General features: G+C 53.6%; 11 protein-coding genes and 1 riboswitch. Of the genes, 10 read left to right on the top strand and 1 reads right to left on the bottom strand.

The features are described 5' to 3' along the window. Nucleotides 1-147: 147 nt before the first annotated feature. Nucleotides 148-354: riboswitch (cobalamin riboswitch) on the top strand. Nucleotides 355-456: 102 nt separating this feature from the next. The 10 genes from nrdH (at nucleotide 457) to repC (ending at nucleotide 10,971) form a co-directional block, all read left to right on the top strand. Continuing rightward, the gene (gene nrdH, locus Q0835_RS28430; RefSeq protein ID WP_298966668.1) at nucleotides 457-678 is read left to right on the top strand and encodes a glutaredoxin-like protein NrdH; all 222 of its coding nucleotides are present in this window, start codon (nucleotides 457-459) and stop codon (nucleotides 676-678) included. Nucleotides 679-681: 3 nt separating this feature from the next. Beyond that, the gene (gene nrdI, locus Q0835_RS28425) at nucleotides 682-1,086 is read left to right on the top strand and encodes a class Ib ribonucleoside-diphosphate reductase assembly flavoprotein NrdI (protein ID WP_298966666.1); all 405 of its coding nucleotides are present in this window, start codon (nucleotides 682-684) and stop codon (nucleotides 1,084-1,086) included. After that, nucleotides 1,068-3,218, top strand: coding sequence for a class 1b ribonucleoside-diphosphate reductase subunit alpha (nrdE, locus tag Q0835_RS28420; protein ID WP_298966665.1), 2,151 nt, complete (start codon nucleotides 1,068-1,070; stop codon nucleotides 3,216-3,218). Before nrdI ends, nrdE begins: the two co-directional genes overlap by 19 nt. 11 nt (nucleotides 3,219-3,229) lie before the next feature. After that, a complete protein-coding gene (nrdF, locus tag Q0835_RS28415; protein ID WP_298966664.1) occupies nucleotides 3,230-4,219 on the top strand; it encodes a class 1b ribonucleoside-diphosphate reductase subunit beta in 990 nt (329 codons plus the stop codon). 265 nt (nucleotides 4,220-4,484) lie between these two features. Then, on the top strand, nucleotides 4,485-5,504 hold the full coding sequence (locus Q0835_RS28410) for an IS110 family transposase (protein ID WP_298966669.1): 1,020 nt from the start codon (nucleotides 4,485-4,487) through the stop codon (nucleotides 5,502-5,504). A 282-nt stretch (nucleotides 5,505-5,786) separates the two neighbouring features. After that, on the top strand, nucleotides 5,787-6,539 hold the full coding sequence (locus Q0835_RS28405) for an IS6 family transposase (RefSeq protein WP_298966663.1): 753 nt from the start codon (nucleotides 5,787-5,789) through the stop codon (nucleotides 6,537-6,539). Between the two features lie 88 nt (nucleotides 6,540-6,627). Continuing rightward, a complete protein-coding gene (locus Q0835_RS28400; protein ID WP_298966662.1) occupies nucleotides 6,628-6,834 on the top strand; it encodes a hypothetical protein in 207 nt (68 codons plus the stop codon). A gap of 376 nt (nucleotides 6,835-7,210) precedes the next feature. Continuing rightward, nucleotides 7,211-8,401, top strand: coding sequence for a plasmid partitioning protein RepA (repA, locus tag Q0835_RS28395; RefSeq protein ID WP_298966661.1), 1,191 nt, complete (start codon nucleotides 7,211-7,213; stop codon nucleotides 8,399-8,401). Further along, a complete protein-coding gene (repB, locus tag Q0835_RS28390; protein ID WP_298966659.1) occupies nucleotides 8,398-9,393 on the top strand; it encodes a plasmid partitioning protein RepB in 996 nt (331 codons plus the stop codon). The genes repA and repB overlap by 4 nt, the downstream gene beginning before the upstream one ends. Nucleotides 9,394-9,630: 237 nt before the next feature. Next, on the top strand, nucleotides 9,631-10,971 hold the full coding sequence (repC, locus tag Q0835_RS28385) for a plasmid replication protein RepC (RefSeq protein WP_298966658.1): 1,341 nt from the start codon (nucleotides 9,631-9,633) through the stop codon (nucleotides 10,969-10,971). A gap of 35 nt (nucleotides 10,972-11,006) precedes the next feature. Here repC and Q0835_RS28380 read toward each other — a convergent pair whose 3' ends face one another. Further along, entirely contained in the window at nucleotides 11,007-12,101 is a 1,095-nt protein-coding gene (locus tag Q0835_RS28380) for a Fic family protein (RefSeq protein ID WP_298966656.1), read from the bottom strand. Nucleotides 12,102-12,515: the final 414 nt, after the last annotated feature.

Genomic DNA, 12,515 nt, shown 5'->3' with positions numbered 1-12,515 from the left:
AAAACCGCCAGAAACTTCCGCTCCATCGTCGCAATCGCCGCGGCCTTCATCTTGATCAAATCCGTCCACACGGCCTAGTGGTTTAACGAGCCATCCATTTGAGCAACCAACTCTATACTTTATATTGACTGATGCCGCGCTAGCGGTACCATATTTTGTGTTCAGGGTCTGGTGATTCTTTTGAATTGCCGGCTAAGAGGGAAACCGGTGCGCTTTAGACAGGCAACCCCGGTGCTGCCCCCGCAACTGTGAACGGCGAGCTTTGATCCAAAGGCCACTGGGATACCCGGGAAGGCGGATCAGAAAAGCGTTGAGCCGTGAGCCAGGAGACCTGCCTTGAATGGAAAACGTCAACGGACGGAGGGTCCGCGCGGCGAGTAAGCGTGCGTTCGGCACGCGGCCTCTTGCGCATTCTGCCGTTCAAATCAAACCGTTCTTCGGGGTGCAAGAAAAGACATGACCGTTACCGTTTACAGCAAACCGTCCTGTGTCCAGTGCAATGCAACTTACCGTGCGCTTGACCGAAAGGGTGTTGATTACATTGTGGTTGATCTGAGCCAGGACATCGAGGCTTTCGATCACGTGCAGTCGCTTGGGTACAAACAGGTGCCGGTCGTTGAGGTTAGCGGAGACCACTGGGCTGGTTTCCGGCCAGACAAGATCGCAGCCCTCGCTTAGGCAGTGGCCCAGCTCGTTTACTTCTCGAGCGCATCCGGCAATACACACCGCTTCATTGAAAATCTCGGAAGCCCGGCTCTCCGCATTCCGCGGAACAAAGAAGAGCGGCTTCCGGCAGTCAACAAGCCGTTTGTTTTGGTCTTGCCGACCTTTGCCGACGGCAATGGCCACGGAGCCGTTCCGAAGCAAGTGATCCGATTGTTGAATGATGCGCCGACGCGATCGTTGCTTAGAGGCGTGATCGCCTCCGGCAACCGCAATTTTGGGCGTTTTTTCGCCTTCGCTGGTGATGTGGTGTCGCAAAAGTGCGGCGTCCCGCTGCTCTATCGTTTTGAGCTTTCCGGTACTGACAGCGACCTTCACAGGGTCAAACACGGGATAACAGAATTTTGGAAACGACAGTCCTAGACCGCCCAGCCAACCAAGCGGAAACCCTCGATTTCCACGCGCTGAATGCGATGCTGAACCTTTACGATTCAGACGGAAAGATTCAGTTGGATGCAGACCGGAAGTCAGCCCGTCAATACTTTCTCCAGCACGTCAATCAGAACACTGTCTTTTTCCATTCGCTGGAAGAAAAGCTCGGTTATTTGGTGCGTGAAGGCTACTACGACAGCACGGTTTTGGCGCAATACGACCCTGCATTCATCAAGGCGATCTTCGAAGCCGCCTACGCCAGACAATTCCGTTTTCCGACATTTCTCGGAGCATTCAAATACTACACCAGTTACACGCTGAAGACCTTTGATGGACAACGCTACCTCGAGCGGTTCGAAGACCGGGTCGTGATGGTATCTCTCACGCTTGCCTCGGGCGACGAAGATCTCGCCATGCGGCTGATGGACGAGATCATTTCCGGTCGGTTCCAGCCGGCAACCCCGACTTTTCTGAACGCGGGCAAGAAACAACGTGGTGAGCTCATCTCCTGCTTTCTGCTGCGGCTTGAAGATAATATGGAATCCATCGGTCGCGGCATCAATTCAGCCTTGCAGTTGTCGAAGCGCGGCGGCGGCGTTGCCTTGCTCCTGACCAATATTCGCGAGGCCGGGGCTCCGATCAAGGGCATTGAAAACCAGTCGTCTGGTGTCATTCCGGTCATGAAACTGCTGGAGGACAGCTTTTCCTACGCCAACCAGCTTGGAGCCCGCCAAGGCGCCGGCGCGGTATACCTTAATGCGCACCACCCGGATATCCTGAGGTTCCTGGACACGAAGCGCGAAAACGCCGATGAAAAGATACGGATCAAAACTCTGTCTCTAGGAGTCGTGATCCCGGACATCACCTTCGAACTCGCGAAGCAGGATGAGGAGATGTACCTCTTCTCCCCTCATGATGTGGAGCGGGTCTATGGGGCGCCAATGTCCCAGCTTTCCATCACGGAAAAGTATCGCGAGATGGTGGACGATCCACGCATTCGCAAAAAGAAAATCCGTGCGAGAAGCTTCTTTCAGACCATTGCGGAGATCCAGTTCGAGAGTGGCTACCCCTACATCTTGTTTGAAGATACGGCCAACCGCGCCAATCCCGTCGATGGCCGGATCAACATGTCGAACCTTTGTTCTGAAATTCTCCAGGTCAACGAGGCATCGGAATTCAACGATGACCTGTCGTATCAGCATCTGGGCACAGATATCTCATGCAATCTTGGGTCTTTGAACATCGCCCGCGCCATGGATGGCGGCGATCTCAGTGCTACGGTGGAAACGGCGGTTCGCGCCCTGACGGCTGTTTCGGATATGAGTGCGATCGACAGCGTCCCGTCCGTCCGCCGAGGCAATGACGAAAGCCACGCCATCGGCCTGGGACAGATGAATCTGCACGGGTTCCTCGCCCGCGAGCGTATCCATTACGGGTCCGATGAAGGTGTGGAGTTTACCAGTCTTTATTTCTACGCGGTTGCATTCCACTGCCTGCGCGCGTCCAACAAACTTGCTGGAGAACGCGGCCGGAGCTTCAAGGGCTTTGAAAAGAGCCGCTACGCCGACGGTTCTTTCTTCGACAAGTATCTGGATAAGATCTGGGAGCCGAAGTCCGAGCGTATCCGGGGTCTGTTCGATGCATTCGGTATCGAGTTGCCGACACAGGCAGATTGGCAGGATCTGAAAGAAGCCGTAATGGCCGATGGGCTCTACAACCGTAATCTTCAGGCTGTGCCGCCGACAGGATCGATCAGTTATATCAATCACTCAACGTCATCGATCCATCCCATCGTTTCCAAGATTGAGATCCGCAAGGAAGGCAAGATCGGCCGTGTTTATTATCCGGCTCCCTTCATGAGCAACGACAATCTCGATTACTACCAGGACGCCTATGAGATCGGGGCTGAGAAGATCATCGACACCTATGCAGCAGCGACCGAACATGTTGATCAGGGCCTTTCGTTGACGCTGTTCTTCAGAGACGACGCGACAACTCGCGACGTCAACCGCGCACAAATCTATGCCTGGAAGAAAGGCATCAAGACCATCTACTACATCCGCCTGCGCCAAATGGCCCTCGAAGGGACCGAGGTGCAAGGCTGCGTGTCCTGCTCGCTGTAAGGAGAGCCATCATGACCATTCACGCCCCTGCCTCCGGCCTGACACGCGCGGTCCCAAAAGCGGTCAACTGGAATCGCCTTCAGGACGACAAGGATCTCGAAATCTGGAACCGCCTGACGGTCAATTTCTGGCTTCCCGAAAAGGTCCCGCTGTCGAATGACATCCAGAGCTGGGCAACCCTTCATGCGGATGAGCGTCAGCTGACCATTCGCGTTTTCACGGGATTGACGCTTCTGGATACCATCCAAAACACAGTTGGTGCTCCGGCCTTGATGCCGGACGCTCTGACACCCCATGAAGAGGCGGTTCTTACGAACATCGCCTTCATGGAGGCTGTCCATGCCAGAAGCTATTCGTCTGTGTTTTCAACCCTGTGCCAGACGGCTGAGGTGGACGATGCTTTCCGATGGTCGGAGGAGAACGCGTTCCTTCAGGCAAAGTCACAACTGATCCTGAACGAATATGATGCAGCTTCATCACCGTTGAAGAAGAAGGTCGCCAGCGTCTTCCTTGAGAGCTTCTTGTTCTATTCAGGCTTTTATCTGCCAATGCACTGGTCCAGCCGGGCAAGGCTAACCAATACCGCCGATTTGATCCGTCTGATCATCCGAGACGAGGCCGTACACGGCTATTACATTGGCTACAAGTTTCAGCGGATGCTGGAAACGCTTGGCGAAGCGGAGCGTGAGGAGATCAAGAATTTTGCATTTACCCTTATGTTCGATCTTTATGAAATTGAGAGCAAATATACCGAAAGCCTATACGATGGCGTCGGTTTGACCGAGGACGTAAAGCACTTCCTGCATTACAACGCCAACAAGGCTCTCATGAATCTCGGCTATGAAGCCCTCTTTCCGGACAGTGTCTGTCACGTCAACCCTGCGATCATGGCAGCTCTGTCGCCGAACGCCGACGAGAACCATGATTTCTTTTCAGGATCCGGGTCGTCCTATGTCATTGGAAAGGCAGTTGCGACGGAAGACGAAGACTGGGATTTTTAGTATCCACGCCTTGGAGGAAACCCCTCGTCTTCAGACGAGCCCGCTTTAGCGCGAAGTGAATAAGAATGACCATACTCTTTGTGTCTGTCCCGCCAAAGTGAGAGCGGCGGTGCAAAATTCGACCACGGTAGCGGCGGGATAGTCCTGCTGCGGGCGGTGTAAAAGATGGGGTGGTTGCCGCCCTCTCCAGACGGCATCGTAATGTGCCATTGTGGTGATGTTGAATGTCACCAACGGGGAAAGGACAGCAACCGTGACAGAAGATATGATGATTGGGGTGGATCTGGCAAAAGCAGCATTCCAGGTTCACGTTGCAACTATGACCGGACACGTTGTGCTACGCCGGAAGTTTTCGCGTCCGCAGTTCCGAACATTCATGGCTGAGCAGGCACCGGCAATTGTCGTGATGGAGGCTTGTGGCAGTGCGCACTACTGGTCACGGGAATTGGAAGGATTGGGGCACGCTGTAAAATTGATAGCACCCCAGTATGTGAAGCCTTTCGTAAAGCGCCAGAAAAACGATGCAGCGGATGCTGAAGCCATCGTGGTCGCTGCGCAGCGACCGGAGATGCGTTTCGTTGAGCCAAAGTCGCAAGAGCAGCAGGCTTTGACGATACTGTTCCGCGCAAGGGAGCGGCTGGTACGTCAACGTACCGAATTGATCAACGCTTTGCGCGCGCACCTATACGAATTCGGGTACTCGCTTCCGCAGAAGGTCCGCAACTTGCGACACGCCGAAACGATCGTGAATGATCCCGCCTGCGATCTGCCAGCCCTGGTCCGAGAAGAGTGCCAAGGACTTCTCGAGCAAATAGCCCAGAAATCGGAGCATATCTCGGCGCGCGACAAGAAGATCAAGGCGTTGGCATCTGAGAATAACTGCGCTCGACGCCTTCAAACAATGCCGGGGATCGGCCCGATGACAGCATTAGCCGTTGAGGCTTTCCCTCCCCACATGGGAAGCTTCCGGCGTGGCCGAGACTTTGCGGCTTGGCTGGGTCTCGTGCCACGTCAGCATTCGTCTGGGGGCAAGGAACGGCTGGGTCGGATCTCCAAGGCCGGGCAATCCGACATACGTCGACTGCTAATCATAGGAGCAATGTCCAGACTGGGTTGGCTTGGCAGACGTGCCATCCCTGATGGTTCCTGGCTGTCGCGAATACTGGCCAGAAAACCGAGAATGCTGGTGGCAATCGCATTGGCCAACAAGATGGCTCGTGCGGTATGGGCCATGCTGACGAAGAACGAGGATTATATGGACCCGTCGAAGGTGACTGCAGCGTGAAGCTGGTAGAACCATCTCCAAGCTGACACCGACGACGATCGTGTGAGAAGCCGACGCTCCGAATGGGCACAAGATCGAAAGATCGCGATCAGGAAACCAGTGGCACGACGTTGAGCTTAGCAGCTCGGGTAAAAGTTTTGGACCTGATCCGCGTATCACCATACCGGCCAGCGGTGTCTCAAAAGCCGCAAAGCAAGGCCTGACAGAAGTCTGCGTTCGATCACACGCTCAAGGTGAAGAAACTTCTTGCACTGAGGGCGGCAACCACAGAAGTTCCGCGTCATGATTCTGAGTGCCATCGTTGAAAAACTGAAACGCCAGTCGAAGGATGACTTCAAAGGCAGACAGTTCGAGGCCTGGCTGATCATCCAGGCAGTGTCCTGGTACTTGCGTTATCCTCTGAGCTATCGGGACCTGGAAGAAATGTTTCTGGAACGCGGCTTCGAAGTCGATCACAGCACCATCAACAGATGGGTTTTGACCTACGCTCCCCTGATGGAGAAACGATTGCGGCGTTTCCGCAAACCGCATTGCGGCTCGGTCCGCATCGATAAGACCTATGTGCGCATCAAGGGCCAGTGGCGCTATCTGTATCGGGCCATCGATAAGCATGGAAATCCGGTCGATTTCCTGCTCACGGCGAAGCGCAACCTGAATGCTGCTAAGCGGTTCTTTCGAAAAATGTTGCAGGATGCCCCACTGCTGTCACCGGGCAAAATCGGCACCGATGGCGCCGGCACTTTTCCTCCGGCCATCGGGGACGCGGTTGACGACGGCCTGCTTGCTTCGGATCAGGTGCACTATGTGACCAAGCATTTGCAACAAGGCATTGAAAGCGATCATTTCAGGGTGAAGAAGAACATGCCGAAGGTCGGCGGGTTCCGCTCGTTCAACTCAGCCAGAAGATCAATCGCCGGATTTGAAGCCATGCTGTGGCTCAAGAAGGGCTTCGACTTTACCGGTCAATGGAGCGTCCGCGAACAAAACGATCTGATTGCGGTGCTCTTCGGAATTGAAAAAGTTAACAATACCTGAAAGGTTCTCCCAGAATGGGAGAAATCTGCCCGTCAGTGAAAGTTGCGACAAGCCCGTCAAAGGGAAGGTTGAGTTTCCGCGCATCATCATGAACCCGCCTTTTTCCCAGGTGCGCAAACACATCAAAGCCGCCTTGTCGCTTCTTGGGCGGAACGGTCACGACGAACCCGCCGTGCTTGTCGCCCTCGTGCCCATCACATACGAACACGAGGACGCGGAGACGCTTGAGACATTGCCTGAAGACACGTTTTCGACCTGCACAATCCGAACAAAGATCATCCGTATTGTGAAATGACAACTAGGGGCGGTCACCCCTCGCCCCTACTTCATTTTCCATGGTGATCCGGAACGGAGATTCGCGGCGGCTCGCGGCCCAGGGCTTTCGATCAGGCAGACACGCGCTGTTTTCCAACGGCATCGGGGCACCTAATCTCCAGCCCTGACCCGCTCGCAAGTGCCGTGCTGAAAGCCCCAAACACTACGGTTTTGAAAGAGAAATTGTCTTTCGGCCGTCCCCGACCCTTCCTGACTACCTTCACGCGAACGGCGTTAACGTTTTGGTAACATAAAAAAACTTGACCGAATCGTGTTTTGTTGATGTTTTTGACGCAGAAATTGAGGTTTCGCGGTTTTTTGCGTGAATTCAGTTGTCACCGTAAGGGTGGAAATTAATGAACGACCATAAGACACCTATTGATGAAATGATCGGGCTCGATTCGCAAATATTGAGTGCCCAGCTTCACGAACTATCTGAACGCCTGTTTCCGCCATCTGCGGAAAAAGAGCTTCGTACCTTTTCCAGCGCTGAGGCCGCCGCCCTTATCGGTATCACCGATAGCTACATCAGGCAGTTGGCGAAAAACGACGACGGAATAATTCCGCCAAAAAAGGCGAATGGAAGACGCGAATTTACGCTGCCTCAAATCCATGATTTGCGACGTTACCTTGCGCGTAGCAAGCCGCAATACCTACCGAACAGAACAACGTCCCAGAAACTGCAAACAATTGCGGTCACCAATTTCAAAGGTGGTTCCGGCAAAACAACCACCGCTATTCATTTGGCGCAGTATCTTGCACTGCGCGGTTACCGCGTATTGGCGCTAGACCTCGATCCGCAAGCTTCAATGAGTGCCATGTTGGGTTGCCAACCGGAATTTGACGTGAGCGAGGATCAAACCATCTATGGCGCGATCAAATACGATGAAGACCGGGTTCCAATTAAAGAAGTAATAAGGAAAACGTACTTCGCCGGCCTGGACTTCATTCCTGCTGATCTAGAATTGCAGGAGTTTGAGCAAGATACTCCGATGCATCTTGCATCTACCGATCGGGATCCGCGAAATCTGTTTTTCATGAGGATCGCCGAAGCGCTGAAGCAAGTCGAAGAAGATTACGACGTTGTCGTTATCGACTGTCCGCCGCAACTTGGCTATCTCACCCTCGCCGCTCTCAGCGCTGCAACGTCAGTGCTCATCACGATTCATCCGCAGATGCTTGATGTTGCATCGATGAGCCAGTTCTTGAACATGACGTCGAACCTGCTCCGCGTGGTCAGAGAGGCAGGCGGAAATCTTGACTACGGTTGGATGAGCTATCTCATAACCCGCCATGAGCCGAACGACGGTCCACAGGCGCAAGTTGCTGCCTTCCTGAGAAGCCTCTTTAGCGACCGAGTACTAACCGCGACGATGCTTAAATCAACTGCCGTTTCGGACTCCGGATTGTCGAACCAGACACTTTACGAGACCCGGCCGGAAACCATGCATCGGCGCACATATGACAGAGCCGTTGAAGCGATGAATTCAGTCAACGAGGAAATTGAAAAACGTATCCGGCAAACGTGGGAGCGGTCAGAATCATGAAAGGCCGAGACATCCTTAAGAGCCTTACCGAGGCTAAAACGAAGGCACCGAACCTAGACGCGCCAAAGAAGACCAAGGCCGCAGGCAGTGTAAAAGCGCTGAAGTCCGAGCTCGACAAAATCACCGAACAGGCTGCGGAAGCAAAATCGTTGCGTGATTCAATTTCAAAGAACGGCGGGATTGTTGAGCTCAATCCAAAGAGCATCGAAGGCGCAACAATATCGGATCGAATTCCGTTTGAATTTGATCCAGACTTTGAAGCTTTGAAAGGAGCTATCGGGAAAGCCGGTCAGCAAGTCCCGATCTTGGTACGTCCGCACCCGAAGGAAGCAAACAGGTATCAAGCGGCTTACGGTCATCGAAGGCTTTTGGCAGCTACGCAACTCGGTATCCAGGTCAAGGCGATCGTTCGCGAACTGACTGACGAAGAGTTGGTTATTGCACAAGGTCAGGAAAACGGCAGCCGAGTCGATTTGAGCTACATTGAACGCGCTTCCTATGCAGCGCGTCTTTTGCTGTCTGGTTATGATCGTACTCTTATCTGCCAGGCTCTTGGGATCGATAAGTCCGAAGTTTCACGGCTATTGAGCGCGGCGAAGGCAATCAATCCTGAACTAATGGCAGCGATCGGGCCAGCTCCACAAGTAGGAAGGGCGCGTTGGTCCGATTTGACTAAAGCGCTGGCAACATCGAACGCCACGAAAGAAGTGATGGCTGTAATCGCCGGCGAGAAGTTTTTGAAGGTTCGGGATAGCAACGAGCGATTTAACCTGATCTTGAAGACGGCTCTAGCCGCGTGTGCACCCAAGAAACCAAAGTTAGTCACAAAAAAGCAAACCATTCAGGGCTTGAACGGTGAGGCTATCGGTTGGCATCAGGCAGGCAAGAACGGAATGACGCTTTCTCTGCAAAACCGCGACTTTTCTAAGTTCCTTGTTTCCAAGTTGCCCGAGCTCATTTCTGAGTATGGAAATGGGAAGAAGGACGAATAAGGTTCGCACTTGGACAGCAATTCGCCCAGAGTTGACAGGTGTCAATTCTGATTTAAGTCACTGAAAAACAGGAAGAAACCGGCAAAGAAAAAGCCCCCGCAATGTTGCCATCGTGGAAGCCTCTTCAGAAGTAGCACCTGAAAAGTCGCATTTCCGCGGAAAACTGTCAAGACATTGGCGCCATTTCGGCGAACGCTCTTCTTTTGCCTTCATTCCGGATGGAGGTTGGAAAGTAGCATGACACATACAGGTTGGCGAAAGCCAACGCTGGACAGGGACAACGCTGCAGAGCGAGTCCATGCCAGCGAACGAGCTTCTATGTCTTCATCACACCAGATTGCGAGTTTCCGCAAGGTGTCTGCCGGCATCCTCGCGAGCGCCCATTTGGCTGCTCAGGACGCTCGGCCGGAGGTCTCCAAGAAAGATATCTCGCTTGTCCTGAAACGCGTCGCGCCGGCGCTTGGCATCGATGGCACCGCCTATCATGTGCTTGATATTCTGCTCGGCCTGGTTCAGTCGGATGATTTCAAGGCTGGTAGGCGCCCCGTCGTGGCGATCTCCAATCTGCGGCTTGCCGAGTACACCCGCCGTACCGCGCGTACAGTGACACGCTGCCTGAAGAAACTTGTTGAAGCCGGCATCCTTGCCTACCGGGACAGCCCGACCGGCCGTCGCTATGTCTATCGCGGCAGGGGAGGGCAGGCAGAACAGGCATACGGTCTGGACTTCACACCAGCATGTTTCAATCTGGAAGCCTTCAAGGCCCAGGCAGACGCCTTCCAGCACCGTCTGAAGGCCGAACAGGAAGCCATGCGAGCCGTTACTCGGTTTTCACGCGCTATCCGTGACTTAGCGGAGACGGACCCTGCGTCATTTCACGGGTATGTCGCACTGGCAGAGGAGGTGTTTGACCGTAGTGAGCTGACGGTATCTGATCGGGCGGATCGGCTGCAGGCACTCTACGAAGAAGCATTGAGGCTGCTGGAGCCAAAGGAATCAGAATCAAATCAAGAAGATATGTCATGCGCGGGTGACATTGATGTCAGCCCTTTACTTATTACAACCCATCCCGACTCTTTTAAATGTAATAACAAAAGGACTTGCTCTAACGAGCAAGACATTAAATCCGCTCCTAACAACGGCTCCGCCGTTGAATCGGCTCTAGAAAAAGAGCCTTGCCGCGGGCACTCGGATTATCAACCACCGAAACCACAAGCGGCAAGGCACGGGGGCGGCAAACGGACACAAACCAACCTCGATGGGGTCTCCATAGGCCTTATCCAGTCAGCATGTTCGCAGGTTCAAACCGAAACCGGACATTCCTTCACAACCTGGTCGGACCTGTGCAGAGCCGCGGATCAGTTGCGCATTCTCATCGGACTCAGTCCATCCGGATACCAGAACGCTGTCGAGCGCCAAGGACAATATCTGGCGGCGGCTTGCCTGGTTGTCGTTGCTGAGAAGGCGCTGCGGGACCCGGAGCAGATTACGTCTCCGGGCGGCTATTTCCGCGCCATGATCGACAGGGCGGGGGAGGGCAAACTGCGCTTGCACAAATCGCTTCATGGGCTGGTTTAGCGGGGGAGGGGGCAATGTCCGGCGCTATTTTGCCGTCAACGGCCCCCGGAGACTTCGAGGAACAGGTGGACGAGATTGACGTTGATGAAATAGTTGTTCTTTCCGGATCGATGTTTGTCTACGAAGTTATGTTCTGTCAGTGTGTCCAGATATTTGGCAGCTGTCTGTCGTGTAACATCGAGATCAGCTTGCACATATTCGATCCGTGTATAGGGGTGTCGGAACAGGTTATTCAACAGCTCTTGACTGTAAAGCTTCGGAAGCTCGTTGCGCATTCTGTGTTTGACCGTGGCCATCTGTTCCCGAATACCTGTGACGAGAGCAATTGTTGTCACCGAAGTTTCGGCAACCGCGTCCAGCATATAAACGATCCAATCTTCCCAGGCACCGTCATCGCGCACTGCCTGAAGCTGGCGATAGTAGGCCGCCTTGTGGCGGGTGATATGACGGGAAAGGTAGAGAATAGGGATCTCGAGTAACCCGGTCCGCGTAAGATAAAGAACGTTTAGAATTCGGCCGATCCGCCCATTGCCGTCCGGAAAGGGATGGATGCTCTCAAACTGATGGTGAATCAGCGCCATCTTTATGAGTGGGTCCAGATCGGAGGCACCGTCATCATTCACGAATCGTTCCAAAGCGGTCATATGATCCACGATCGCACGCGCGTCCTGCGGTGGTACAAATACGGTTTCGCCAGTTTGTTCGTTTTTCAAAGCGGTTCCTGGAGTTTTTCGAAACCCGTCAGTGCGCCCTTTGAGCAATTGGTAGACGTCGATCAGAACGGAATTTGGTATAAGCCCGTCCGTCTCCAGAAGGCGGGCATAACCCAGTCTGAGAGCGTCTCGGTAGAGCGCGACTTCTTTGGCTGCGGGCGACTGTGGATCTCCTGGGAAAAGATCCGCCTGAAAGAGTTCGTCTTGCGTGGTTACGATGTTCTCGATCTCAGACGAAGCTTTCGCTTCCTGAAGGGCCAGCGTGTCGATCAGAATGCCTTGGTTCGGGATCGTCTTTGCTTGGCCTTTGAGATCGGCGAGGGCTCGGCTTGCCCGGTTGAGCGCCTTCAGGACACGAACGGTCTCGATATTGGTCGTGGGAGGGAGTGGCGGAATGGCATAGGTAGGCGTTAACATGACACTATTCTTATGTTAAAAAAAGTTTTCATTTTTAACATATGGGCATCTTCATGTCAGCAATTCCTTCGTTTGGTTACCTGATACTTTTACGGCGTCCAAGTTGCCAAAGCCTGATATTGGCATGAAAATTGGCTAGGTAACGTTGGCCGAAGGTTGGGTTGGACCAGGCAAGTCTTTGCCAATCCCATGACTGCAGGATGGCCAGAATTTCCCAGGCAGCAGGGTTATAGATCGGACTACAGATAGACCTGCGGTGAGGGAGCTCATATGTGCGCTGCAGACTGGTCTTGCCTGGCGCATGTACATTCAATTCGACCCGGACTAGTCTTCTTCTCGCCGCTCTTTCCTTTTCCTGGTTGTTAGCCCAACTGGCGGGCACATTGAAATGCCATATAGGTGAGAGCGGCAACC

It is taken from the genome of uncultured Roseibium sp. (assembly GCF_947499295.1).
Lineage (GTDB): Bacteria > Pseudomonadota > Alphaproteobacteria > Rhizobiales > Stappiaceae > Roseibium.
Note: the sequence above shows the minus strand (reverse complement) of the source record. Positions and strands in the feature narration are given on the sequence as shown.